Annotated in this window: 27 protein-coding genes; 12 read left to right on the forward strand and 15 right to left on the reverse strand. The window is 62.6% G+C overall.

Translation table 11 applies throughout. The features are described from left to right. Positions 1–95 precede the first annotated feature (95 nt). From J2Y68_RS01575 to J2Y68_RS01585, 3 genes are read right to left on the reverse strand one after another with little or no spacing between them, the layout of a single operon-like run. Positions 96–905, reverse strand: a complete 810-nt coding sequence (locus J2Y68_RS01575) for a TrmH family RNA methyltransferase (RefSeq protein ID WP_309988838.1) — start codon at positions 903–905, stop codon at positions 96–98. Positions 906–911: 6 nt separating this feature from the next. Then, positions 912–1,697 (reverse strand): sulfite exporter TauE/SafE family protein, encoded by a 786-nt coding sequence (locus J2Y68_RS01580; RefSeq protein WP_309988840.1) that lies wholly within the window; start codon positions 1,695–1,697, stop codon positions 912–914. 17 nt (positions 1,698–1,714) lie between these two features. Continuing rightward, the gene (locus J2Y68_RS01585; protein ID WP_309988846.1) at positions 1,715–2,500 is read right to left on the reverse strand and encodes an ABC transporter ATP-binding protein; all 786 of its coding nucleotides are present in this window, start codon (positions 2,498–2,500) and stop codon (positions 1,715–1,717) included. A gap of 111 nt (positions 2,501–2,611) precedes the next feature. On the opposite strand from J2Y68_RS01585, the gene serB reads away from it, so the two are divergent. Further along, a complete protein-coding gene (serB, locus tag J2Y68_RS01590) occupies positions 2,612–3,505 on the forward strand; it encodes a phosphoserine phosphatase SerB (protein ID WP_309988849.1) in 894 nt (297 codons plus the stop codon). Positions 3,506–3,718: 213 nt separating this feature from the next. Beyond that, positions 3,719–4,369 (forward strand): hypothetical protein, encoded by a 651-nt coding sequence (locus J2Y68_RS01595; protein ID WP_309988852.1) that lies wholly within the window; start codon positions 3,719–3,721, stop codon positions 4,367–4,369. 83 nt (positions 4,370–4,452) lie between these two features. On the opposite strand, the gene J2Y68_RS01600 is transcribed toward J2Y68_RS01595, so the two are convergent. From J2Y68_RS01600 to J2Y68_RS01610, 3 genes are all read right to left on the reverse strand, one after another. Then, positions 4,453–5,952, reverse strand: a complete 1,500-nt coding sequence (locus tag J2Y68_RS01600) for a sugar ABC transporter ATP-binding protein (protein ID WP_309988854.1) — start codon at positions 5,950–5,952, stop codon at positions 4,453–4,455. Between the two features lie 277 nt (positions 5,953–6,229). Then, positions 6,230–6,982, reverse strand: a complete 753-nt coding sequence (locus tag J2Y68_RS01605; protein WP_211712658.1) for an SDR family oxidoreductase — start codon at positions 6,980–6,982, stop codon at positions 6,230–6,232. Positions 6,983–7,090: 108 nt separating this feature from the next. Further along, positions 7,091–7,816, reverse strand: coding sequence for a beta-ketoacyl-ACP reductase (locus J2Y68_RS01610; protein WP_257368117.1), 726 nt, complete (start codon positions 7,814–7,816; stop codon positions 7,091–7,093). Between the two features lie 151 nt (positions 7,817–7,967). On the opposite strand from J2Y68_RS01610, the gene J2Y68_RS01615 reads away from it, so the two are divergent. Genes J2Y68_RS01615 through J2Y68_RS01630 form a run of 4 tightly spaced genes read left to right on the forward strand, consistent with a single transcriptional unit; the run spans position 7,968 to position 10,075 of the window. Next, positions 7,968–8,468 (forward strand): DUF3099 domain-containing protein, encoded by a 501-nt coding sequence (locus tag J2Y68_RS01615; RefSeq protein ID WP_309988859.1) that lies wholly within the window; start codon positions 7,968–7,970, stop codon positions 8,466–8,468. Next, positions 8,465–8,740: a hypothetical protein gene (locus tag J2Y68_RS01620; RefSeq protein ID WP_309988863.1), complete on the forward strand. Its 276-nt coding sequence runs from the start codon at positions 8,465–8,467 to the stop codon at positions 8,738–8,740. The genes J2Y68_RS01615 and J2Y68_RS01620 overlap by 4 nt, the downstream gene beginning before the upstream one ends. Then, positions 8,741–9,607 (forward strand): SURF1 family cytochrome oxidase biogenesis protein, encoded by an 867-nt coding sequence (locus tag J2Y68_RS01625; RefSeq protein ID WP_309988866.1) that lies wholly within the window; start codon positions 8,741–8,743, stop codon positions 9,605–9,607. Then, positions 9,608–10,075 (forward strand): YbaK/EbsC family protein, encoded by a 468-nt coding sequence (locus J2Y68_RS01630; RefSeq protein ID WP_309988868.1) that lies wholly within the window; start codon positions 9,608–9,610, stop codon positions 10,073–10,075. A gap of 22 nt (positions 10,076–10,097) precedes the next feature. Here the strand turns inward: J2Y68_RS01630 and J2Y68_RS01635 are convergent, their stop codons facing one another. Then, positions 10,098–11,696: an ABC-F family ATP-binding cassette domain-containing protein gene (locus J2Y68_RS01635; RefSeq protein ID WP_211712652.1), complete on the reverse strand. Its 1,599-nt coding sequence runs from the start codon at positions 11,694–11,696 to the stop codon at positions 10,098–10,100. Between the two features lie 292 nt (positions 11,697–11,988). Here J2Y68_RS01635 and J2Y68_RS01640 point away from each other — a divergent pair, with 292 nt between their 5' ends. From J2Y68_RS01640 to J2Y68_RS01650, 3 genes are read left to right on the forward strand one after another with little or no spacing between them, the layout of a single operon-like run. Further along, on the forward strand, positions 11,989–12,609 hold the full coding sequence (locus tag J2Y68_RS01640; protein ID WP_309988870.1) for a biotin transporter BioY: 621 nt from the start codon (positions 11,989–11,991) through the stop codon (positions 12,607–12,609). Positions 12,610–12,627: 18 nt separating this feature from the next. Next, positions 12,628–13,377, forward strand: a complete 750-nt coding sequence (locus J2Y68_RS01645) for an energy-coupling factor ABC transporter ATP-binding protein (RefSeq protein WP_309988873.1) — start codon at positions 12,628–12,630, stop codon at positions 13,375–13,377. After that, positions 13,374–14,009, forward strand: a complete 636-nt coding sequence (locus J2Y68_RS01650; RefSeq protein ID WP_309988876.1) for an energy-coupling factor transporter transmembrane component T family protein — start codon at positions 13,374–13,376, stop codon at positions 14,007–14,009. Before J2Y68_RS01645 ends, J2Y68_RS01650 begins: the two co-directional genes overlap by 4 nt. Here J2Y68_RS01650 and J2Y68_RS01655 read toward each other — a convergent pair. Continuing rightward, positions 13,998–15,248 (reverse strand): thiolase family protein, encoded by a 1,251-nt coding sequence (locus tag J2Y68_RS01655; RefSeq protein WP_397334634.1) that lies wholly within the window; start codon positions 15,246–15,248, stop codon positions 13,998–14,000. The genes J2Y68_RS01650 and J2Y68_RS01655 overlap by 12 nt on opposite strands. Next, a complete protein-coding gene (locus J2Y68_RS01660) occupies positions 15,193–16,584 on the reverse strand; it encodes a class I adenylate-forming enzyme family protein (protein ID WP_309988878.1) in 1,392 nt (463 codons plus the stop codon). The genes J2Y68_RS01655 and J2Y68_RS01660 overlap by 56 nt, the downstream gene beginning before the upstream one ends. A 61-nt stretch (positions 16,585–16,645) precedes the next feature. On the opposite strand from J2Y68_RS01660, the gene ypfJ reads away from it, so the two are divergent. After that, positions 16,646–17,551 (forward strand): KPN_02809 family neutral zinc metallopeptidase, encoded by a 906-nt coding sequence (gene ypfJ, locus J2Y68_RS01665; protein WP_309988881.1) that lies wholly within the window; start codon positions 16,646–16,648, stop codon positions 17,549–17,551. A gap of 85 nt (positions 17,552–17,636) precedes the next feature. On the opposite strand, the gene J2Y68_RS01670 is transcribed toward ypfJ, so the two are convergent. The 6 genes from J2Y68_RS01670 to J2Y68_RS01695 are packed head-to-tail and all read right to left on the reverse strand — an operon-like array spanning position 17,637 to position 22,790. Next, entirely contained in the window at positions 17,637–17,969 is a 333-nt protein-coding gene (locus J2Y68_RS01670; protein ID WP_018777579.1) for a metal-sulfur cluster assembly factor, read from the reverse strand. 13 nt (positions 17,970–17,982) lie between these two features. Further along, positions 17,983–18,768, reverse strand: coding sequence for a Fe-S cluster assembly ATPase SufC (gene sufC / locus J2Y68_RS01675; RefSeq protein ID WP_257368127.1), 786 nt, complete (start codon positions 18,766–18,768; stop codon positions 17,983–17,985). 43 nt (positions 18,769–18,811) lie between these two features. Then, entirely contained in the window at positions 18,812–19,168 is a 357-nt protein-coding gene (locus J2Y68_RS01680) for a non-heme iron oxygenase ferredoxin subunit (RefSeq protein ID WP_309988885.1), read from the reverse strand. A gap of 21 nt (positions 19,169–19,189) precedes the next feature. Next, positions 19,190–20,503, reverse strand: a complete 1,314-nt coding sequence (sufD, locus tag J2Y68_RS01685; RefSeq protein ID WP_309988888.1) for a Fe-S cluster assembly protein SufD — start codon at positions 20,501–20,503, stop codon at positions 19,190–19,192. 2 nt (positions 20,504–20,505) lie between these two features. Next, positions 20,506–21,969 carry a Fe-S cluster assembly protein SufB gene (gene sufB / locus J2Y68_RS01690; protein WP_011774792.1) on the reverse strand — a complete coding sequence of 488 codons (1,464 nt, stop codon included), beginning with the start codon at positions 21,967–21,969 and terminating at the stop codon, positions 20,506–20,508. Further along, complete coding sequence (locus tag J2Y68_RS01695) at positions 21,969–22,790, reverse strand: helix-turn-helix transcriptional regulator (protein WP_309988891.1); 822 nt, start codon at positions 22,788–22,790, stop codon at positions 21,969–21,971. Before J2Y68_RS01695 ends, sufB begins: the two co-directional genes overlap by 1 nt. 110 nt (positions 22,791–22,900) lie before the next feature. Here J2Y68_RS01695 and J2Y68_RS01700 point away from each other — a divergent pair, with 110 nt between their 5' ends. Next, a complete protein-coding gene (locus J2Y68_RS01700) occupies positions 22,901–23,866 on the forward strand; it encodes an ABC transporter ATP-binding protein (protein WP_309988893.1) in 966 nt (321 codons plus the stop codon). Continuing rightward, positions 23,863–24,627, forward strand: a complete 765-nt coding sequence (locus J2Y68_RS01705) for an ABC transporter permease (RefSeq protein ID WP_309988895.1) — start codon at positions 23,863–23,865, stop codon at positions 24,625–24,627. Before J2Y68_RS01700 ends, J2Y68_RS01705 begins: the two co-directional genes overlap by 4 nt. The last annotated feature ends 6 nt before the right edge of the window (positions 24,628–24,633 follow it).

Below are 24,633 nucleotides of genomic sequence, written 5' to 3' on the forward strand. Positions count from 1 at the left end.
ATGAATGGAGGTGGTCCGTGACTGGAAAGTGAATATTCCAGCGGCTGGGCCAACAACCAATCATAGCGGAAACGTCCATGCCATACGAACCGGCTTTAGTCCCGCGGACGGAGTTCCCAGAACGCCACCGCCGAGGCCGCGGCTACGTTGAGTGAATCGACACCAGCCCGCATCGGGATCTTGACGGCGAGGTCGACGGCGGCGAGCGTGTCCTCGCTCATGCCAGCACCTTCGGTACCAAGGACCAGAGCAAGTTTGGGGATCTGCCGTGCGGCCAGATCGTCGAGGTCTACCGCATCCTCCGTCAGCTCCATGGCGGCCACCGTGAAGCCCTGTTCCTTCAGACGGGACAAGTCATCCGGCCAGCTTTCCAAGCGCGCCCACGGGACCTGGAAGACCGTGCCCATGCTGACGCGCACGCTGCGCCTGTACAGCGGATCACCGCACCTGGGCGAGACCAGGACGGCGTCGACACCCAGCGCCGCAGCGGAACGGAAGATGGCTCCTACGTTGGTGTGGTCCACGATGTCCTCCAGCACAGCAACCCGCTGTGCGTTCGCGAGGAGCACCTCCAGCGGAACGGGTGCCGGCCGGTGCATGGCTGCCATCGCTCCGCGGTGCAGGTGGAATCCGGTGATCTCTTCCAGCAGGGAAGCCTTACCGATAAACACCGGTACGTCGGGATATTGCTGGAAGACGTCGTCGAGGTCCGCCACCCACTTCTCGGCGAGGAAGAAGGAGCGGGGCTGGTGTCCAGCGGCCAGGGCCCGGCGGAGGACCCGGGAGGACTCGGCGATGTACATGCCTTCCTCCGGCTCGCGGAGTTTGCGAAGGTGGACATCGGTGAGGGTGGTGTAGTCCGTGACGCGTGGGTCGTCCGCGGACTCAAGGTGGTGGAAGGTCACGGGAGCTTATTTCAGCAGGTTGGCGATCATGAAGCCCAGTGCAACAATTCCGAGCGCGAAAATGACGGCCCGCAGGACTTTCGGGGAAAGCTTCCGCCCCACTTTCGAACCGATGAGGCCACCGATGGTGGAGCTCACGGCAATGAGGAGGACAAAGAACCACTCGATGCGGTCAAAGGCGAAAATCAGGTAGGAAACGGCGGCAACCATGTTGACGCCCAGCACCAGGATGTTCTTCATTGCATTCGCGTTTTGCATGGTTCCGGAGAGGAAGACCCCCAGGATTCCCACCAGGAGGATCCCCTGGGCTGCGACGAAGTAGCCTCCATAGACACCGGCAAGGTACACGAGGACCACCAGCAGGATGCCGTGGCTTCGATCGCGGATGGCATGCTCAGGGTTCTCTTCCCTGCTGCGCACCCAAGCCTGCAGTTTGGGCTGGAAGACCACCATCAGCAGGGCCACCACCAGCAACACGGGGGCAACGAAGTGGAACACCTTCTCCGGCAGGTGCAGCAGCAGCCAGGCTCCGGTGATACCGCCCAGCAAAGAGGCCGGCAACAGCTTCATCAGCTGCCTGCCGCGGCCGGCAAGTTCGCGCCGGTAGCCCCATGCGCCTGCGGCGTTGCCCGCCACCAGGCCCATCGCATTGCTCATGGAGGCAACAACAGGCGTCACGCCAATGGCGATGAGTACGGGGAAGGTCACCAACGTGCCGGAGCCGACCACCGCATTGATGGTTCCGGCCCACAAGCCCGCGAAGAAGACAAGGATGTCGTTAAAAATGTCCACAGTAATTTCGAGTCCGTCTATCGGCGGGCGACGGCCGTGTAGCGGCCAGCGTTTTCAGTCACGTTCAGGGCCAGTCCGAAGGTGTCGCTCAGGTGTTCGTCCGTCAGCACTTCCTTGATGGAACCTGCGGCCACAACGCCGCCTTCGCGCAGGAGCATGGCGTGGGTGAATCCGGGCGGTACTTCTTCAAGGTGGTGGGTCACCAGGACCATGGCGGGGGCATCCTCGTCGCTGGCGAGCTCGCCGAGCTTGTGGACGAGTTCTTCGCGGCCCCCCACATCCAGGCCGGCCGCCGGTTCGTCCAGGAGAAGCAGCTCGGGATCAGTCATGAGGGCCCGGGCGATCTGGACGCGCTTGCGCTCCCCCTCGGACAAGGTGGCAAAGGTGCGGTTAAGCAGCGGGCCCATCCCCCAGTCGTTAAGGAGGCTGAAGGCGCGACGTTCGTCGTCGCGTTCGTAACCTTCGCGCCACCGCCCGGTGACGCCATAGGCGGCCGTGACCACGACGTTCAGCACGTTCTCGTGTTCCGGAATCTGGGTTGCGAGTGCTGCCGACGACAAACCGATCCGGGGGCGCAGTTCAAAGACATCGACGCGGCCAAGGACTTCGTCGAGAATTCCGGCTTGGCCGCTGCTGGGATGCAGCCGCGCTGCAGCAATCTGGAGCAGGGTCGTCTTGCCGGCACCGTTGGGGCCCAGGATAACCCAGCGTTCGCCTTCGTTGACCTGCCAGTCCACCTTGTCCAGCAGGGTCTTCTTGCCTCGGACAACGCTGACGGAAGCCAATTCCAGAACATCACTCATAGCAGTAGACACTAGGACAAAAATCCACATGACTGATAACCGGTTGCGGCATGTGCTCAGTGACACGAAACGAATTCGGGTGCATGCGGCGCCCTCAGTAGGATTGGGGCCATGACTTCGAACTTGGCTGCGGTCAGCTACGGCGTGAACTTGACCCCCGAATCCCTCGACAACGTCCGGCACGCATTGGCCGGTGCCGGCGTCGCAGTGTCGTCGGAATCACACTCCGCGGATGAGCGCTTTGCAGTTCACACGGCGGAGCTCACACCTGCCACGGACGCGGCTCCGGACCTCGCCGGCGTTCGGCGCAAGGTAGCTGAGGCAGCACGCCCCGGAGTGGATACAGCCATTGTTCCCGAAGGGCTCCGGCAGGCCGCGCGCAAGCTCCTCATCATGGATGTCGACTCCACCTTGATCCAACAGGAAGTCATCGAGCTCCTGGCCGCGCACGCCGGCAAGCGGGAAGAAGTCGCTGCCGTCACCGAGGCGGCCATGCGGGGCGAACTCGACTTCGCCCAGAGCCTCCACGCCCGCGTTGCCGTACTCGCCGGGCTGCCGGCCGCCGTCGTCGATTCCGTCCGGGAAGAGGTTCGCCTCAGCCTCGGTGCCGGAGAACTGGTAGCAGCGTTCAAGGCGGCCGGCCACACTGTGGCCGTGGTGTCAGGTGGGTTCAACCAGATCCTGGGACCGATTGCGGAAGGGTTGGGCCTGGATTATTGGATCGCCAACGAGCTGGAAATTGTCGACGGCGCATTGACCGGCAAGGTACTCGGTGCCGTTATTGATCGTGCTGCCAAGGAGAAGTACCTGCGCGAATGGGCGGCTGCGGAGGGCATCAGCCTGGAGCACACCATTGCCGTGGGTGATGGTGCCAACGATCTGGACATGCTGGGTGCGGCCGGGATTGGCATTGCCTTCAATGCCAAGCCGGCTGTCCGTGCCGTTGCGGACGCCGCCGTCAACATGCCCTATCTGGATGCCGTCAGGCACATCGCCAACGTCTAGCCAGGCGTATTCCTCCCGGGCTTCTGTCCTAATGTGCCATGTCCCCGAAAGCGCATAAGTGGGGCTGCATCGTATTTCGTGACGGTAAATTATCGGTTATTTATCGAATTGTCATTCAATTGCTTTATATGGCATGCAGAAATATGCCTGGACATTTTCGTGTGTGAGGATGGGAACTTCAAAAGGTAATCCGTTATGCATTAGCGGTCCGGGATGAAGGAAGTGCAGGAGCAGGCGGTGGACCGTTCAGGGCGCACATGGAAATGGTGGAAACGCCATGACGGTCTGGATACGGCGGAATTGATGTATCTTTCCGCCGAAGAAACTCTGACACCCCTTCATGAAATCCTCGAGGTGGAACCCCACGGTGCCCAGCCCGCCGCTACGGAGGTGTTTGAGCCTGTATTTTCCAGCGGAACGCCTCTCTATCAGGAGACCCGAACCATCTACTTCACGGATTCCGGCCATGACGAAACAGAACAGGAAGAATCCATTATGAGCTCACTTGACGACGCCATAAAGCAACTGCTGTCCATAGAGGGCGCTACGGGTGCGGCCATCGTTGACTACTCAAGCGGGATGGCCCTGGCACAGGGCGGAAATCCCGGCTTCGACCTCGGAGTGGCCGCAGCTGGTAACTCCAACGTGGTCAGTTCCAAGCTGCGCACCATGGCGGACCTGAAGCTCGACAGCAACATCGAAGACATCCTCATCACCCTGGGTACCCAGTACCATCTGATCAACGTCCTGAACTCCGAAGGATCCAAAGGCCTCTTCGTGTATTTGGTGCTCGATCGCACCTACGCGAACCTGGCCCTGGCACGCCACAAGCTCAGCAGCATCTCCAAGGGCGTCAGCATCTAGGTCCTGCGTTTTCACGGAAAAGGACGGCCGCACCGCGACCGTCCTTTTCTTCGTCAGCAACGACCGTCGAGAAGCAGCTGGGGTCAGGTCCTCACCCGCCGCGCATCTCCGGTGCCTGACTCAAACTTCACGCCCAACATGTGATGGACCAGGACGTCCTCGTTCGTGTTGGCATTGGCCTCGATGGTGACGAGCTCCCCATCGCGCATCACCCCAATCCGGTGGCACCAGCTAACCAACTCCGACAAGTCCGACGACAATAGGATGATCGCAACGCCGAGCTCGCTAAGTTCGTTGAGCATCCTGTAAACGACTTCCTTGGCACCGATGTCGATGCCGCGACTGGGATGGCTGAGAATCAGCACATCACACCCGGCAGTCATCCATTTGGCCAGCTGTACCTTCTGCCGGTCACCTCCGGAAAGTGTGTTCAAGGCGCCATGGATGTTTGTGGTGTTGATGCGCATGCGGCGAACCACCTCAACCACGCTCCGCAACGCGGCGATCTCGTCCTCCAGGCCTCCGGTTGCTGCGCGCCCGTGCTGAAGCCCCTCCGTGATGCTCGCGTCGGGCGCCGACGATTCGGCCGTGTCTGACAAATAGCCGATTTTCAGTCTCGACGCGTCCTGGGTCCCGCGGATCTCAACGCGCTCACCCTGCACGCGGATCTCGCCGGACGTGCTCGGATGAACGCCAACCAGGGCCTCGATCAGCTGGTAGACGCCTGAGCGATGTGTTCCCACCAAGCCAAAGAACTCCCCTTTGGAGACGTCAAAGGACACTCCCCGAACAGCGTCACCCACGCTGAGGTCCACCACGCGCAAAGCCTCTTCTGCGTTGGTCCGGTCGGCGGGCCTGGCATTGCCTTCGAGCCGGTGTTGAAGCAGCAGGAACGCTAGCTCGTCGACGTCGGTCTGGCTGGCTTCCAGCACTTTGTGGACCCTTCCGTCCCTCAGTATGGCGATGCGGTGGGCGATGGAGCGGACCTCATCCAGGCGATGCGTGATGTAGATAATCGCACGGCCCTGCCTGGTCAGCATGCGCAGTACCTGATGCAGGACCGCAACATCGTGATCCGGAAGTGAAGCGGCAACCTCATCCATGATGACCAGTTGGGCTTCTTCGGCAACCATCCTGAGAACTTCCACGAGCGCCTGCTCGGCCCGGATCAGGGTGCCCACCTTGGCGTCCGGATCCATGGTGACACCTATGTCACGGATCAGTTCAGCTGCGCGGCCGCGGAGTTCCTCATGGGGCCTGCCGGCCTGGAAAGTACCGCGAAAGATTGCCTTCGCGATGGTCAGGTCCGGATCCAGCCGGAAGTTCTGAGGGATGAGCCCGACGCCGCAGGCTCGCGCTTCCTCTGTCGATTCGGGCCGATACTTCTCCCCCGCCAACATGATGTGGCCGGCATGGTGCTGATGGGATCCTGCCAGGACGCCCATGAGCGTTGTTTTTCCGGCACCGTTGGTCCCAATCATGCCGAGAATTTCGCCGCGATTCAGCGAAAGGCTGACGCCCTTGAGGATTTGCCGTTGTTCATAGGACGCATGGATGTCATCTGCATGCAGTAATAAGTCCAAAGAAACTCCTGTATGAGCCGCAACCTGTGAGTCGAGCGGTTTTGGGCGTGCGCATTGATGATGGGCCAGAAAGGTGGCACCTTGCAGAGTCAATCAGACGGGAGGGGTAAATGCAAAAGTAGAAACAAGAAACACTTGCCGCTATTTCGTGACGGAATTCTGATCAATATTTATGCAATTGTCATCAGGCAGAGTTTCTTCCCGCAAGCAGCTGCGGAGTTAAAGCGGAACGGCCCGGGACAATGTCCCGGGCCGTTCCGTGTGAAGCGGTGTACTGCTACTCGGCTGACTTGCTGAAGTAGTCCGAGCCTCCGACGTACTCAGTGTGTCCCGATTCGACGTCGGCGGTAACCATTTTGGCGACCTCGGCCGCGAACTCCTGCACGGAGTAGAGCTTTCCGGCTTCGGCGCGGCGAGCTTCGATGGCGCCCGGGTTGGAGCGGTCCAGCAGGGTGGCCGTCACTGTTCCTTCGATCATGTCACCTGAAACGACCACCAAGGAGATGCCCTTGTCTGCCAGGTTCGGCAGGAGGGCACGCAGGGCGTCCTCGCCGGCGCGCTTGCTCTTGGCGACGGGTTCGTATTCGGGCATGGTGGGCACGGTCTCCACAAAGTGGGCCTGATGGCTGGTCACGAAGACGACGCGCGAGCCCTCCGGCATCAGCGGCACGGCGGCGTTGAGCATGTTGACCTGGGCGTCGCGGTTCAGTTTGAGCGCGTACCCTTCCTCCATGCCGGACTCCATGCCGCCCGAAGCGTTGAGCACCAGGACGTCCAGCGAGCCGAACTCCTCCATGGCCGTGCTGGCCAGTGCGTGTACGCCTTCGTCAGTGGTGAGGTCCGCTCCTACAGCGGCCGCGCGGCCGCCCGCTGCCTGGATGTCAGCTACAACCTTGTTGGCGCGAGGTGCCTTTTGGCGGTAGTTGACGACGACGGCGGCACCCTCGCCGGCGAGGATCTTGGCAACTTCCGCGCCGATTCCACGGGATGACCCCGTGACGATCGCGGTCTTGTTATCCAGCGTTCCCATTCGTGCTCCTTTTGTTCACTTCATCCAAATTCCGTGGGCTCGGATTCCATCTTGCCAGTGGCAAGGACCAAATCCTTTGTCGTCCCCGGACAAAAACAGTCCTGCAGGCTAGTGGCCCATTCCCAGTCCGCCGTCGACCGGGATGACAGCGCCGGAGATGTAGGCGGCTTCGTCGCTGGCTACCCAGCGAACGACGTCGGCTACTTCGGATGCCTCCGCGAAGCGACCGGCCGGAACGTTGGCCAGATACGACTTCTGTGTTTCTTCGGGCAGTTCGGCAGTCATGTCCGTGTTGATGAATCCCGGAGCCACTACGTTCGCCGTGATCCCGCGGCTGCCGAGTTCACGGGTCAGTGACCGCGCGATGCCCACCATGCCGGCTTTGGAGGCGGAGTAGTTAATCTGGCCAGGTGCACCGTAGAGCCCGGACACCGACGAAATAAGGACCACGCGGCCTTTCCGCAGCCGGATCATGCCCTTGGACGCCCGCTTGATGACGCGGAATGCGCCCGTGAGGTTTGTGTCCAGGACCGACGTGAAGTCCTCCTCGCTCATGCGGAGCAGAAGGGTGTCCTTGGTGATCCCGGCATTCGCCACCAGGACCTCCACGGGACCGTGGGCTTCCTCGACGATCTTGAATGCAGCATCGATCGACGCCTCATCGGTCACATCGGCTTTGACGCCCAGGATTCCTTCAGGCAGTTCTGTTTCACTGCGGTAGGTGACGGCGACCTTGTCACCGTTGGCGAGGAACGATTCCGCGATGGCCAGGCCGATGCCGCGGTTGCCGCCGGTGATGAGGACGCTGCGGGGGGCAGATACTGCTTCAGACATACATGTGCTCCAGGTTCCGCGGCATTCGGTGCCGCTGCGACAGGGATTTTCCTTTGTTGATCTTATCCGCCGTGCGCAGCAACCGGCGGGCAACAAGGGCCGTCCGCGGTTTGGGCCGCTACCGGCTTGGTGAGAGAATTGGAAGAGGCCTTTGGAGCGTGATGATTCAACTGTGACCACAGGAAGCAGTCCCCTACAGCAAGTGCCCGGAGACCCGGACGCTGTTTCCGGTGACCCCGAAGTCCACAGCATCACCGATGCGGCAGCTGCCCACTCCGAGGACATGCGTCAGCGCATGATCAAGTATGCGATCGCCATGGGCATCCGCATGGTCTGCATCATCTTGATCTTCGTCGTGGACGGTTGGTTCAAGATCATCGCGATCGCGGGTGCTGTCTTCCTTCCCTGGATTGCGGTGGTCATCGCCAACGGCAGCGACAAGGCCGAGGACCACAGCGAATCCCTGCTGGATTACGTGGCAGTACCGGAAATCGAAAAACCGTCCCAACCTGCGGAGGATGAATCCGCGGACACGCCAACCGTGCTCCAAGGCGAACTGGTGGATGACGAACCATCGGCCAGCCCTGCGGAACACACCCGTGGCCAAGCAAGCGAGGCCGGGAAATCCGGCGATGAACAGGCGACTTCATGAATATCTTTAGCCTCGGCAACCCCGGCCTTTCAGGCCAGGAATCCCGGCAGGCCGCGGGGCCGGTGACATGCTCACGGAAGGGTTGCCGGGCCGGCGCCGAGTGGCAGCTTCTATGGAACAACCCACGCATCCATACAGCAGAGCGGCGGAAAGTGTGGCTCTCCTGCGGCGACCACCGGGAGTGGCTGGAGGACTACCTTCAAACCCGGGGCCTCTGGAAGGAAAGCGTGCCGTTCGTGGCCGACGAGGACCCTGCGAACGAGGCCGGCTGAATGTACCGTTTCCTTTTCTCCAGCAAATGGCTGGGGTACTTTGTCCTGGCCGTGATCTTCGCCACCGCGTGCGTTTTCCTGGGCCGCTGGCAGATGGACCGCCGGGCCGAGACTCTTGCAGAGATCAACCGCGTGGTCAGCAATTATTCAGCGACCCCCATCCCTTTTACGGAAATCAGCGACCAGTTCCACACCCTGGACCCAGAACGGGAATGGACGCAGGTCCAGCTGCGGGGCAGCTACGACCTGGACGGCCAGCGTGTTGTACGTAACCGTCCGCTGAACGGCCAGCCGGGCTACGACGTCGTGGTTCCCTTCCGGCTCACCACCGGCGAGTCGGTGGTCATTGACCGCGGCTGGTTGCCGATCGGCAACAACACTCCAGGCCGCCCCGATGTAGTGCCAGCCCCTCCGGCGGGCGAAGTGACCGTAGTGGCCCGACTGAAACCTGCCGAGCCGAAGCTTGACCGCGGTGCCGTGGATGGGCAACTCGCTTCAATCGACCTTGCCAGCTTCGCCAAAGAATTGCCCTACCCCATCGCCACCGGAGCGTACGGGCAGTTGGCCAGCGAGGATCCCGCGGTGCAACCGATGCCCACCCCGTTCCCGAAGCCGGCCACGGAAGAGGGCACGCACCTTTCCTACTCCCTGCAGTGGTTCGCTTTCGGTGTGCTGATGTTCATCGGTTTCGGCTACGCCGCACGGCAGCAGGCCCGCAACGCGGCCATTGACGCGGAAGAAGAAGAGGACGAAGGGATCATTGCTGCCGGCGGGACACCCAAGCCCCGGACCCCCGCGGTGCGCAAGAACAAGCGGCCCACGTCCGAAGAAGAGGAAGACGCGATCCTTGATGCCCAAGGCTACTGAATGATTCCGGATCCTGTACTGAACGTAAAGTCAGCCCTGACTGCCGCCGGAGTTTCGGACACGGTGCAAATCTTTGAGGACAAGGTTCCGACGGCGGCCGCAGCTGCGTCGGTCCTGGGGTGCGAGGTCGCCGCGATCACCAACAGCCTGATCTTCGAGCTCGACGGCGCTCCCCTGCTCATCCTTGCCAGCGGTGCCGCACGAGTCGATACAACGCTGGTGGCAGATCAGCTGGGAACCGGAAGGATCCGCCGGGCATCGCCGGACTTCGTACTGGAACACACCGGCCAGGAAGTAGGAGGTGTAGCCCCAGTGGGCCACCCTAAGAAACTCCGAACCATCCTGGACACTTCGCTGCGGGAATACCCACTGCTCTGGGCAGGAGCCGGAGACCACAACTCCATGTTCTCCATCAGCTACGAAGAGCTGGCGCGCATCACCGACGCCGAACCTTTACAGGTCCGCTAGGCCGCGGACGGCCAAGCGGGGCTCAAGCCAGCGTAATGAGATCCAGGTAGTCCTCGTTCCAGTGGTCCTCAACGCCATCAGGAAGCAGCACCACGCGTTCCGGGTTCAGTGCCGAAACTGCACCTTCGTCGTGGCTGACCATGACAACGGCACCGCTGTAGTTCTTGAGCGCGCCCAGGATTTCGGCGCGGCTGGCCGGGTCCAGGTTGTTGGTGGGTTCGTCAAGCAGCAGTACGTTGGCGCTGGAGGCCACAATGGTGGCGAGGGCCAGGCGGGTCTTTTCTCCACCGGAGAGCACGCCTGCGGGCTTGTCGACGTCGTCGCCCGAAAACAGGAACGAACCGAGGATGCCGCGGACCTCGGCGTCTTTCATGTCCGGCGCCGAAGAACGCATGTTTTCGAGGACAGTGCGGTCGACGTCGAGGGTTTCGTGTTCCTGGGCGTAGTAGCCCACCTTGAGTCCGTGGCCGGGGATGATGTCGCCGGTGTCGGGCTTGTCGACGCCGGCGAGCATGCGCAGCAGGGTGGTTTTGCCTGCGCCGTTGAGGCCCAGGATGACCACCTTGGAGCCACGGTCGATGGCAAGGTCCACGTCGGTGAAGATTTCCAACGAGCCGTAGGACTTGCTGAGCCCTTCGGCCGTGAGGGGGGTTTTGCCGCAGGGTGAAGGGTCCGGGAAGCGCAGTGCTGCTACGCGGTCGTTTTCGCGGACAGCTTCCAAGCCGCTCAGGAGCCGCTCGGCACGCTTGGCCATGTTCTGGGCTGCCACTGCCTTGGTGGCCTTTGCCCGCATCTTGTTGGCCTGGTCGATGAGGACCTGGGCCTTCTTTTCTGCGTTGGCACGCTCGCGCTTGCGGGCGCGTTCGTCCGTTTCGCGTTGGAGCAGGTAGCGCTTCCAGTCCATGTTGTAGTAGTCGATCTGGGCGCGGTTGGCGTCAAGGAGGTAGACCTTGTTGACAGTGGCTTCGAGCAGGTCGGTGTCGTGGCTGATGACGATCAGGCCGCCCTGGTGGTTCTTCAGGAAGTCACGAAGCCAAGTGATGGAGTCGGCGTCCAAGTGGTTGGTGGGTTCGTCCAGAAGCAGGGTTTCCGCGTCCGAGTATAGGATCCGTGCCAGTTCCACACGGCGGCGCTGGCCACCGGAGAGGGTCTTCAACGGCTGGTTCAGGAGCCGGTCCGGCAGCGCCAGGTTCGAGGAGATTGCAGCTGCTTCGGCTTCGGCTGCGTAACCGCCGCCTGCCAGGAACTCTGCTTCGAGGCGGTCGTACCGGCCCATGGCTTTACGCTGGACGGCGGCGTCCTCGCTGGCCATGTCCTCGTGTGCTTTCTTAAGCTTGCCAACCACGACGTCCAAGCCGCGGGCGGAGAGGATGCGGTCGCGGGCGAGTTGCTCCATGTCAGGGGTCCGCGGGTCCTGTGGCAGGTAGCCGATCTCGCCGCTGCGGGTTACTTTGCCACCAGCGGGGAGTCCTTCGCCTGCGAGGACGCGGGTAAGAGTGGTTTTGCCGGCACCGTTGCGCCCGACGAGTCCAATCTTGTCCCCTTTGTCCACCCGGAAGTTAACCTGGTCCATGAGCAGGCGTGCGCCAGCGCGGAGTTCAAGGTCCTGGACGGTAATCAATTCGGGTGATGCCTTTCAATGGGGAACGCCTGCGGGGACCGGTGGGCCCGGTCAGGTGCGGGGCCTGACAGCTGCGGCGGGGTGGCTGTGAGAACAGCCTGTCCAAGTCTACCGGCACCCCGGCTGCGGACTGGCATCGGCCCGTGAACGGAAATTTTGGGGCACCCTGCAAAGAATCCGCGGCGTGCGTTGTGGGAAGGCTCCAAAATGGGGGTTCCCTGGCCTCCGTACCCTCGAAAGCAGGGGAAAGTTCCGCACGCACCGCACCACATCACACTTGATTGGATCCTTCATGAGCCAGACCGCCTCTGCCACAGCCACGCGCACCGTCACACCTGCCCGTCGACGTTGGACCGCTACCGACATCGGCCTTATCGCCGTCTTCGCAGCGCTCGTCGCGGCCTCCTCGATCGTCCCCGGTATCCCGGTGGGAACCTTGGGGGTTCCGATCACCTTGGTGACCCTCACCGTGATGCTCAGCGGACTGGTGTTGGGCGCTGGACGCGGTTTTGCCGCCGTCGGGCTCTATGTCCTGCTCGGCTTGGCAGGTTTGCCCATCTTCAGCGGCGGCCGCAGCGGGTTGGGCATCCTGGCGACGCCCTCCGCGGGCTACATTGTGGCCTTCCCTTTGGCCGCAGCCGCCACGGGCTACCTGGCCGGCGTCGTTATCCGTCGTACGGTCAAACACCGTGGCCTGTGGCTCTTCGCCGCCGCCATGGTCAGCAGTATCGTCATCATTCACGGTCTTGGTGTCCTGGGCATGATGCTCAACGGCAAGCTGGACTTTGGTAAGGCTTTCCTCGCCGACCTCGCCTTCTACCCCGGTGACATCCTCAAGAACGTGCTGGCCGTGGTCATTGCTCTGGCCATCCACAAGGCTTTCCCAGACGTCCTGGTCCGTCGGGTCAAGTAGGCAGTGAACAATCAGTTAATGAATTCCATCCATTTCGACGGCGTCGCGGTACGAGTGGCGGTCGACGGCAGCGACACTGCCAAGACCCTCCTGCACAACGTTTCCCTGGAGTTGCCGGAGCGCCGCATTGGCGTCATTGGTGCCAACGGTTCCGGAAAATCCACCCTGCTGCGCCTCCTGAATGGCCTGGTTACACCCAGCGAAGGCACGGTAGCGGTCCACGGCGATGACACCGTGGCGAATGTTCGCCGGGTTCGGGGCAACGTGGGCTTCGTGTTCACCGATCCCCTGTCTCAGCTGGTCATGCCGACGGGCCGCGAAGACGTTGAGCTTTCACTCCGCCGTTCGGTCAAGAACTCCAAAGAGCGCGCAGCCCGGGCCGAAGCTGTCCTTGCCCGTTTCGGCCTTCTGGGCCTGGCCGACCAGAGCATCTACGAACTGTCCGGTGGGGAACGGCAGCTGCTCGCGCTGGCCGCCGTTCTGGCCGTTGACCCCAAGGTTCTGGTCCTCGACGAACCATCGACCCTGCTGGACCTGCGCAACCGGGAGCTCCTTCGCCGAACCATCGCAAGCCTGGACCAGCAGGTCATCATGTCCACCCACGATTTGGACCTGGCCCTGGATATGGACCGTGTCCTGGTTGTCGAATCGGGCCGGATAGCGTTCGACGGCGGAGCGGCGGCAGGCGTCGCACACTACCGGATGCTGTGCGCTGCGGAGTTGGAAGGGTTCCCGTCCGGGACCAGAACAGGGGACGTGCCCAGGTGAGGGGTCATGGTTTCCTGATCGCCAACTATGTGCGCGGTGACTCTGTCATCCATCGCGCACCCCTGTGGCTGAAGTTCCTGGTAGTGGCTGCCTGCGGGGCGGCATCGTTCCTGATTGTGGACTGGGCCGTTTCCCTGCTGATCTTCGGCATCGTGTGCGGCATGTTACTGCTCAGCGGAGCAGGCCTCGGACGACTTGCCGGAACCATCCGGATGGTGGCGCCCATTGTGCTGGTGATCGGACTGTTCCAGTGGTGGCAACTGGGAGGGCCCACGGCGGCCCGCATCGTCCTCAACATTCTGGTGTGCGTGGTGGCAGCCTCCGTGTTGACGGCCACTACCCCGGTGCAGGACCTCTTGGATGGCGTGGTCTCCCTGGCCAAGCCGTTCCGGCGGTTCGGGGCCGATCCCGAACGTTTCGCCCTGACCATCGCCGTGATGCTGCGGAGCATTCCGTTCATCGCAGGCGCTTTCTCTGACGTGCGCGATTCTGCCCGGGCCCGCGGCCTGGAGCGGAACCCCCGGGCCCTGGTTCTCCCTGTCTTCATCACTACCGTGGCGTATGCCCGGCAAACGGGTGACGCGTTGGCTGCCCGCGGCCTGGGTGAACCGGAAGACACCCTAGAGCGTTGAGTACCGCATCAGTGCCGCTGTTCCCATGCCGCCGGCGATACTGATCATTGCGAGCCCCAGAGACGACTCCTTCGACTGCAGGAACCGCCGGCGCGCCTGGGCCAGAAGGCGAGTCACCAGGACGGCTCCCGACGCACCGTAGGCGTGGCCCAGCGCCAAAGCTCCGCCGTCCAGGTTGGCCCGTTCGGGCCCGATCCCCATGTGGTCCAGGCAGGCAATCGTCTGTGCGGCGAACGCTTCATTGAATTCGATGAGGTCAATATCGTCCGGCGCCACCGCGTGTCCCGCCAGGAGCCCCTCCGCTGCATTCGCCGCACCGACGCCCAGCAGTTCCGGATGCACCCCGGCGGTGTTGCAACCCAACACCTGCAAGCCGTCCTCCGCGCCCATGGCGCGTGCACGCTTCAGGGAGGTAACGACGACGGCGGAGGCACCATCGGCGTCGAAGCACGAATTCCCTGCTGTGACAGTTCCTCCGGCTACGAAGGCGGCAGGGAAACGAGCCATCATCGGCGCGCGAAGGGAAGGGCGGGGACCGTCGTCGCAGGCCACCAAAGTTCCCTCGTCGCCCAGTGCGACCATCTCGCCCACGAACCTGCCGTCCTGTGCGGCTTCCACCGCCCTCTGGTGGCTGCGGAGTGCGTAGTCATCCTGCCTTTCCCGTGACACACCACATTCCCGTGCCACATTTTCGGCTGCCACACCCATGTCCGGGTCGCCGTACTCCACCGGCACGAAGGTGGCCCGCGAGTAGAAGTCCAGGCCGCCGTCGTCGTTCCTGTTGGCCCGGGCGGGAGCGGTACTGATGCTTTCGACGCCGCCCGCGATATACAGGGGGTCCCCGCCGGCCGCCACCAGCCGGGACGCCAGTGCAATAGCATCCAGTCCCGAGCCGCACTGCCGGTCCACCGTAAGGCCAGGGACTGAGATTGGCAGCCCGGCCTGGAGCGCGGCGAAGCGAGCCACATTTCCGCCGCCACCCACCGCGTTTCCGATGATGACGTCGTCTACCCCGGCAGGGTCCGCCCCCACTGATTCGACGAGCGAACGGATCACCGGGGCCAGGAGGTCCGGCGCGCGGAGGTGCTTCACCTGGCCATTCGCACGGCAAATGGGAGTTCGCAGCGCAGCAATGATCACCGGTTGCAGGGACTCATCCGTCCGAATGGTTCCTGGAGCTCTGTCAGCCAAGGGGCTGCGCCCGCGGGTCGTGGTTCTTGATCCAGTCCAGGAGGACATTCCTGCTGACTTTGCCCCGGTCCGTCATGGGCAGCTCCGAAAGTACAAAGAACTGCAACGGCCATTTGTCTCTCGCCAGCAGCCCGTCCAGCCCGGTGCGCAGGTGCGTGGCGGTGACTGCGCCGTAGGCAGGTACGACGCCGGCAATCACCTTTTGTCCGCGGATATCGTCAGGCGCCCCGGCAGCGACGGCCACTTCGATGCCCGGAACCGAGGCGAGGGCAAGCTCTACCTCGTGGGGGTAGACGTTCTTTCCGGCGGTAAGAATCATGTCCGAGCGACGACCCAGGATGTGGAGTATCCCGTCCTCAACATAACCTTGGTCGCCCACGGTGTACCAGCCATCCAGGCACCGCAAGGCCTGCCCGTCATCCCCCCACAGATAGCCGTTGCTGACCATTGCGCTACGGACGCTGATATTTCCATGTTGACCGTCGGGAAGCGCTCGGCCCGAGTCGTCCATGATGCGCAGTTCCACGCCCGGGAACGGCTTGCCAATGCCGGTGCCGCCTGCATCGAGCCGCTCGCCCGCGGGCAGCCGGGTACCGGACACGAAGCTCAACTCCGAGGCACCGTAGTACTCGTAAATAGCGGCGTGGGGGGCCCAACGCCGTGCGGCCTCCAACGTACGGGCGTCCAACTTCGACCCCGCGCAGATGATGCTTCGAAGACCCGAAGCGTCGACGTCGCCCGCAAGGCCACGTTCGCTGAGCAACCGCAGCATGGTGGGTGCAAGGACCAGGCGCGTAATGCCGTCATGGCTGATGGCGGCGTGCGTCTCACCCACATCGAAGGATTCAAGAGTGTGGAATGCCGATCCTGCATAGAGGCACTCCGAAAGGGCATAAAGGTTAAGGCTGGCTGACAACGGGCCTGGGGCCAACGTCCGGTCCGACGCCGTGAGGCCAAAGAACTCTATGGATGCTTCAAAGGAAGCCTGCCACGAGCTGCGCGAACGGGTGAAGGCCTTCGGGATCGACGTGGTCCCCGAGGTGAGTCCGATAAGGAACGTGCTGGAAGGATCGCCGTCTTCCAACCCCGTACCTTCCGCAGAGCCCGAATCCAGGATGCGCGCCGAGACTTCCTCGACCATGTGCGGCGGCCACTGCGGATCCAGCACAGCGCACCGCCGTTCCCCTGACACGGCCGCCGCATAGCGTTGCACGAAACCCAACGAGTTGGGTTCGGCAAGAACAGTGGTGGCCGCCGCAGTGCCGAGCAGCGCCGCTGCGGCGTCGCGGAGTCCGGCCCAGGTGAGCCCGGCATTTCCCACAACGACGGCGGTGTCGTGTGGGCGCTCGTCGGCCCAGAGCTGAAGTTTGTCCAGGAAAGGCATCCAGCCAATTTTACGGCAGTGTCCAACGCCAGGCACCAAAAGTGACGTCTATTCTGACTGTATGAGTTTCAATGACGGTGCACAGCTTGACCCTTCCCAGGTGGAAGACCGACGTGGCAGCGGAATGGGCCGCGGAACCAAGATCGGTGGTGGAATCGGCGGCGGCATCGTAGTGCTGCTCCTGGCCCTTTTCGGGATCAATCCCAACATCCTGGGCGATCTGACAGGCGGCGGTAGCCAACCGCCTGCCATCGAAAGTGGCACCGCAGGCGCGGGGGGCCTCCAGGAGTGCCAGACCGGCGCCGACGCCGATAAACGACTTGATTGCCGGATCACGGGCACGGTCAACAGCCTCAATGCGTTTTGGCCGAACTATCTGGCCCAGTACAACGTCCAGTATTCGCGCCCGGGGACTGTCATCTTCGACCAAGCCACCAACACCGGTTGCGGCCCAGCAACCACGGATGTGGGTCCTTTCTACTGCCCCACCGACGTGAAAGCCTATTTCGATCCCGGATTCTTCGATGAACTGGTGACCCGCTTCGGCTCCTCCGGCGGCCCCTTGGCGCAGGAGTATGTGGTGGCCCACGAATTTGGACACCATGTGCAGAACATCCTGGGCAACCTCGATAAGGCACAGCAGGACCCGCAGGGTCCCCAGTCCGGTGGTGTCAGGGTGGAACTGCAAGCCGACTGCTACGCAGGATTGTGGGTCCGGCACGCCACAACGCAAACCGATGCAAGCGGCAAGCCGTTCCTGGATCCCCTGACCGAGCAGGACCTGCAGGACGCCCTGTCGGCCGCCTCCGCCGTCGGCGATGACCGTATTCAAAAAGCGGCCACCGGGCGGGTATCCCCGGAATCGTGGACGCACGGTTCCAGTGCACAACGCCAGAAGTGGTTCTACCAGGGCTACACCACGGGTGACATCAACAAGTGCGACACCTTCGGAGTTGCCGCTCCCTAGGACTTTCGCAGTTAACAAAGAATGGTTCCGGGCACATTGCCCGGAACCATTCTTTTTCCCGCTGCGAGCGGGTGAAACATGCTGATCAGATGTTGAAGCCGAGGGCCCGCATCTGGTCCTTGCCGTCGTCGGTGATCCGCTCGGGACCCCATGGCGGCATCCATACCCAGTTGAGGCGCCAGTCATCAACGACGCCGTCGAGCGACTTGCCTACCTGCTCTTCAAGCACGTCCGTCAGCGGGCATGCCGCCGTTGTCAGTGTCATGTCGATCAGGAGCGCGCCGTCTTCGTCTGAATACTTGAGCCCGTACAGAAGCCCCAGGTCCACGACATTGACGCCAAGTTCCGGGTCGATGACGTCCTTGAGCGCTTCCTCGACGTCCTCGAGGCTGGTGCGCGCCGCGTTGATTTCGGTCATGGAATGATCCTAACTAGGCCTGCACGGCAGGGGCAACGGCTACGCCGGCGCCGGGAGCGTAGCGGTCGTAGCCCTCTTCTTCGAGACGGTCGGCGAGCTCGGGGCCGCCTTCCTCAACAACCTTGCCGTCTACGAAAACGTGGACGAATTCAGGCTTGATGTAGCGCAGGATACGCGTGTAGTGGGTGATGAGCAGCGTGCCCATGTTGCCCTCTTCGTGCGCGCGGTTAACGCCCTCGGACACTACCTTGAGGGCGTCGACGTCAAGGCCGGAGTCGGTCTCGTCGAGGATGGCGAACTTCGGCTTGAAGAGTTCCAACTGGAGGATCTCGACGCGCTTCTTCTCGCCACCTGAGAAGCCTTCGTTGACGTTGCGCTGGGCAAAGTCAGCGTCGATGCGCAGCTGCTGCATCGCTGCCTTGACGTCCTTGGTCCAGGTGCGAAGGGCCGGCGCTTCGCCGTCGATGGCCGTCTTGGCGGTGCGCAGGAAGTTGGTCATGGTCACACCCGGAACCTCTACCGGGTACTGCATGGCCAGGAAAACGCCTGCACGTGCACGCTCGTCGACGCTCATCTCCAGGACGTCTTCGCCGTCCAGGGTGATGGTGCCGCTGGTGACCGTGTAACGCGGGTGGCCGGCGATGGTGGAGGCGAGGGTGGACTTGCCCGAACCGTTGGGACCCATGATGGCGTGGGTCTCACCGGTCTTGATGGTCAGGCTGACGCCCTTCAGGATCTCCTTGGTGCCCTGCTCCGTCTCAATGCTGACGTGCAGGTCCTTGATCTCAAGAGTTGACATGCTCTTCTTTCTTTTCGTTCGTAAGTCTGGCGGTACTGGGTGCTCAGTAGTTATCTACCGAGGCACCGTTCACAACGTTGGTCACGTCCACGTAGACGTCGTCGCCATCGATGGTGACGGCGAAAACCGGGACGGGGTCATAAGCAGGCAGCTGGAGGGGCTGGCCGCTGCGCAGGTCGAACTGGGATCCGTGTCCCCAGCACTCGATCGCGCAGCCTTCAACCTCTCCTTCGGACAACGAGATGTCCGCGTGCGAGCAGGTATCGGCGATGGCGTGGATCTCCCCCATCGAGTCCCTCACGATGGCTACAGGGTAGTCACCGATCAGGACACGCAGCGCCTGCTTGACCTGGATGTCATTGGCGTTGCATACCAGTTCGCCCTTGGTTTCTTCACTCATGGTTGTCCTGCCTGGCCTGTCTTAGTTGTCGGTCGCGGCGAGTTCGCGCTCAACAGCTGCGGTCAGGCGCTCTTCGATCGCCGGAACCTTGATCTGCTGAATGATCTCGTTGAGGAAGCCCCGGACCACCAAGCGGCGGGCAACCTTTTCGGGGATGCCACGGGCCATGAGATAGAACAAGTGCTCGTCATCGAAACGGCCGGTGGCGCTGGCGTGGCCGGCACCCTCGATCAAACCCGTCTCGATTTCAAGGTTTGGCACGGAGTCGGCACGGGCGCCGTCGGTGAGGACCAGGTTGCGGTTGGCCTCGTAGGTGTCGGTGCCTTCTGCTTCCTTCCGGATCAGGACGTCGCCCACCCACACGCTGTGGGCATTTCGACCCTGCAGGGCACCCTTGTAGAGGACCCGCGACTTGCAGTTGGCCACGGCGTGGTCAACGAACAGGCGCTGCTCCAGGTGCTGCCCGGCATCGGCGAAGTAGAGACCGAACATCTCGACGTCGGCGCCAGGTGCGGTGAAGCGGGTGGACGGCGTGACACGCACGAGGTCGCCGCCAAGGCTGACCACGATGTGCTTGAACTTGGCATCGCGGCCGATCTTTGCCTGCTGCGATGACGCGTGGACAGCGTTGTCAGCCCATTCCTGGAGTGAGATCACTGTCAGTTCAGCGCCCTCTTCCACGATGATCTCGACGTTCTCGGACACCACGGCAGTGCCCTGGTGGTCAAGGACAACGACAGCCTTGGAGAAGCGCTCAGCCACAATCACGATGTGCTGGGCTGACGGTGCCTCTCCGGCGCCGGTGACCAGGACCGAAACTTCGCTTTCGGCCTGCAGTTCGGCGGGGACGGTGACAACCGTTGCTTCGGCAAAGTTCTCCCATGCATTGGCGGACACGAGGTCCTCCGGGATGGCTGCCTGGCCAATGCGCTTGTCGTCGCGGCCCACGGTCCCAACAACGACGCCGGCAGGCGCCGTGACGCTGACAGTGGGAGCTGCACCGTTGAGCACCTCGGTGTGGAGGCCGCGCAGGCGCTTCAGGGGGGTGAAGCGCCAGTCTTCCTCAAGGCCGTTCAACGGCTTGAAGTCAGCCAGCTTGTATGAGGTGAGACGGCCTGCACGGGAGCTGTCGGGGATGCCCACGCCGCCACCATGCGAGTGGCTCTTGGCCGAAGCGCCGCCGAGCGGACCAGCGGAAGGCTGCTCCGACGTCGTGCTGGTGTTCGTTCCGGTGTTGACGGGCGAAAGGTTCTCGCCTTCCTCGGTGAAGCCGTTGATAAACGGCTGGGCCGAGGGCGCGCCGATGCGCGCCTTTTCTGTTGTGATATCAGTCATTGTTAACCGACGGACCCTTCCATCTGCAGTTCAATCAAGCGGTTCAGCTCAAGGGCGTACTCCATGGGGAGTTCACGGGCGATCGGCTCAATAAAGCCGCGCACGATCATGGCCATGGCCTCGTCTTCGGGCATGCCGCGGGACATCAGATAGAAGAGCTGCTCTTCGCTGACGCGGGAAACGGTGGCCTCGTGGCCCATGACAACGTCATCCTCGCGGATGTCGATGTACGGGTACGTATCCGAGCGGGAAATCGTATCCACCAGGAGGGCATCGCAACGGACCGTGTTGGCCGAGTGCTTGGCGCCCTCGCGGACCTGGACCAGGCCGCGGTAAGCTGCACGGCCGCCACCGCGGGCCACGGACTTGGAAATGATGGAGCTCTTGGTGTTCGGAGCGATGTGAACCATCTTGGACCCGGTGTCCTGGTGCTGGCCCTCGCCTGCGAAGGCGATCGACAGCGTCTCACCCTTGGCGTGCTCGCCAACGAGGTAGACGGCCGGGTACTTCATGGTCACCTTGGAACCGATGTTGCCATCGATCCACTCCATGGTGGCGCCCTCTTCGCAGATGGCGCGCTTGGTGACCAGGTTGTACACGTTGGTGGACCAGTTCTGGATGGTCGTGTAGCGGACGCGGGCGCCCTTCTTCACGATGATCTCCACGACAGCCGAGTGCAGGGAATCCGAGGTGTAGATCGGCGCCGTGCAACCTTCGATGTAGTGAACGTAGGAGTCTTCATCGGCGATGATGAGCGTGCGCTCGAACTGGCCCATGTTTTCCGTGTTGATGCGGAAGTAGGCCTGCAGAGGGATGTCCACGTGAACGCCCTTGGGCACGTACACGAAGGAACCGCCGGACCACACGGCCGTGTTCAGCGAAGCGAACTTGTTGTCGCCCACGGGGATGATGGTTCCGAAGTACTCCTGGAAGATCTCCGGGTGCTCGCGCAGGGCGGTGTCTGTGTCCAGGAAGATGACGCCCTGGGCTTCCAGGTCCTCACGGATCTGGTGGTACACGACCTCGGATTCGTACTGTGCCGCGACACCGGATACCAAGCGGCTGCGCTCAGCTTCGGGGATGCCGAGCTTCTCGTAGGTGTTCCGGATGTCTTCCGGAAGGTCTTCCCACGTTGCCGCCTGCTTCTCGGTGGAACGCACAAAGTACTTGATGTTGTCGAAGTCGATGCCGGAGAGGTCTGCACCCCAGGTGGGCATGGGCTTACGGTCGAAGTACTTCAGGCCTTTAAGGCGCAGATCGAGCATCCATTCGGGCTCGTTCTTCTTCGAGGAGATGTCGCGGACGACCTCCTCGTTGAGGCCACGACGGGCGTTGGCGCCTACGTCGTTCTTGTCGGCCCAGCCGTACTCGTAGTTTCCGATACCGTGCAGTTCGGGATTCTTCTCCAGAATCTCCGAGATCACAGTGCCGTCGGCTACCGCTTTCTCTGCTATTTGGTCCGTCATCACGGCCTTTCTTGCTGGTTGTTTGATTCCTGGTACGGACTCACGGACTGCTCTTCGGCACCTGTAGGCACCGTGGCAGCCAAGCGCCCGGTAGGTATGTGGGTTGTGCAGACATGTCCGCCCTGCGCGAGCGTAGACAGCCGCCGGACGTCGACGCCGACCAAACGGGAAAAGACCTTGGTTTCGGTGTCGCAAAAGACGGGGAATTCAGCAGCGAGGCGCTGGATAGGGCAATGTCCCTGGCAGAGTTGCACGCTGGACAATGCCGCCGGCAGGGGTGCCTTGGCTTCGATGGAATGTGCTGAGGCAACAAATCCGTCGCGGCTCAGGGCCCTCGACAGGGCAGCCGCCCGGGCAGTGATGTCGTCCCCGGCTGCTTCGACTTCGGGGGCGTACCGGCGTTCCATGTCGGAGAAGCGTTCTTCCGCGTACTCGCGGACGGCGTCCTCTCCGGCGAGTTCCTGGAGCCGCCTGAGCGCTGAACTGGCGATGTTCAGGTAATCGTCGCCGAGCTTGGACTGTCCCCGGGAGCTGAGCACGTAACGGCGTGCGGGTCGGCCTGCGCCGGATCCGGCCTTCGCTACCCGCTTGACCTCGATGACGCCAGTGCGTTCCAAGTGGTCAAGGTGCCGGCGAACCGCGGCGGGGGTGAATCCGAGGAGGTCGCCGAGTTCGGCGGCACTCACGGGACCGACCTCGAGGACGGCACTGAGGACGCGGTCACGGGTGCGGTCATCCGCGTCCGGCAACGCAGGCGCGGCAACGGGTGCCCCTGCCGCTGCAGCATGCCGCTTAGGGGGCATGGAAACTGGACTGCTCATGGAATACACAACACAATCATGTCGTAATTTGTTTCATGCATCCAGTAAGGCAAGACTGACCTACGCCTGCCCGCCAAGTGTGACCGTACTACTTCCCGTAGAATACTTTGGTGCGATCACCCGATTCCCCTGTCCTCACCATAGACGGACTAATTAAGGATGTAGGCCCCTTGGCCTCCCTTGACGGCAAGATGCTCCGGGTAGTCAGTGGGCTGTCCATGGTGGCTGAGCGCGGTCAGGTGACTGCCCTGCTTGGGGCCAATGGTGCCGGCAAGACCACCACGCTTGAGTGTGCCCAGGGCCTGCAGAAGCGGACCGGTGGCAGTATTTCCCTGCTCGGTGAGGACCCGGATACGGCGGGGGCCCAGCTGAGGTCCCGCGTAGGCGTGATGCTCCAGGATGGTGGCCTGCCGCCGTCGGCCCGTCCCATCCCGTTGCTGCGGCACATTGCCGGCATGTACCAAAACCCCATGGATATCGACGCACTGGTGCAGCGCCTCGGAATCGACCAGTTCAGCCGCACCACTGTGCGTCGGCTCTCCGGCGGCCAAAAGCAGCGGCTGGCGTTGGCAGCGGCTTTGGTGGGAAACCCGGAGATCCTGTTCCTGGATGAGCCAAGCGCGGGACTCGACCCGCAGTCGCGCCAGACGGTTTTCGACCTGATTGCGGAACTTCGCGACGCCGGAATGGGGATCATCCTGACGACGCACCTGATGGACGACGCCGAACGCCTTGCGGATTATGTCTACATCATCGACGGGGGCCACAACGTAGTGGAAGGAACTGTTGCCGGGCTTCTGCAACACGACCACACTACTGACGCCACCGTTACTGACCGGACCCTGTTTTTCGATGCGCCCCCCGGCCTGGACTTCACAGGCGTCCTTGGCGGGGCGTTGCGGGTCAGCGAGAGCCGGTCAGGCAGTTACTCGGTAACCGGCGAACTCACTCCCGAGGACCTCGCTGCCTTGACGGCCTGGTGGGCAGAGCGGAACATCATGCCTGCCTCGCTGCGCTTGGAAGCCCGCAGCCTGGAAGACGTGTTCCTTGACATCTCCGGAAGGGACGTCCGATGAGCAAACTGCTTTCACCCAACGCGGGACCGGCATCACTGCCCCGCCGGATCATGCAGCAAGGGCGCTACGAAACCATCACCATGCTGCGCAACGGTGAGCAACTCATCCTCGCGATCGTCCTGCCCCTGATGGCGCTGGTGGGCTTGGCTGTTACCCCTTTGCTTGACGGCCTAGGCGGCTCCCGGGTGGATGTTGCCACCCCCGGAATCCTGGCCCTGTGCGCCATGTCCACGGCCTTCACCGGCCAGGGCATCGCAACGGGCTTTGACCGCCGGTACGGCGTCCTCCGTTTCCTGTCCACCACTCCCCTCGGCCGAACCGGGTTGATTGCCGGAAAGGTCCTGGCAGTTCTGGTGGTCCTGGTGCTCCAGGTTCTGGTGGTGGGGGCAGTCGCGGGCCTGCTGGGGTGGCAGCCCCGGCCAGAGGCTTGGATTCCGGGACTCGGATTGCTGATCCTGGGCGCCGCGGCCTTCACTGCGCTGGGTTTGCTCGTGGCGGGCACTGTTCGCCCCGAGGCTACGTTGGCCATCACCAACCTGGTGTGGATACTCTTTGGCGCCCTGGGAGGAATCGTCGTACCGGCCGAACGACTCCCCGCCCTGGTCCAGAGCATCGTGCATTTCCTTCCCTCCGGTGCATTGGGTGAGGCCCTGCGGGAAGCGTTCCTGCAGGGTACTGTCCCCCTTGCCGCCGTCGTGATCCTCGTACTGTGGACCTTAGTGGCCGGTGCCGCCGCCATCCGCTGGTTCAAGTGGAACTAACCAGCC

Source organism: Paenarthrobacter nitroguajacolicus, from assembly GCF_031455195.1.
GTDB classification, from domain to species: domain Bacteria; phylum Actinomycetota; class Actinomycetes; order Actinomycetales; family Micrococcaceae; genus Arthrobacter; species Arthrobacter nitroguajacolicus_D.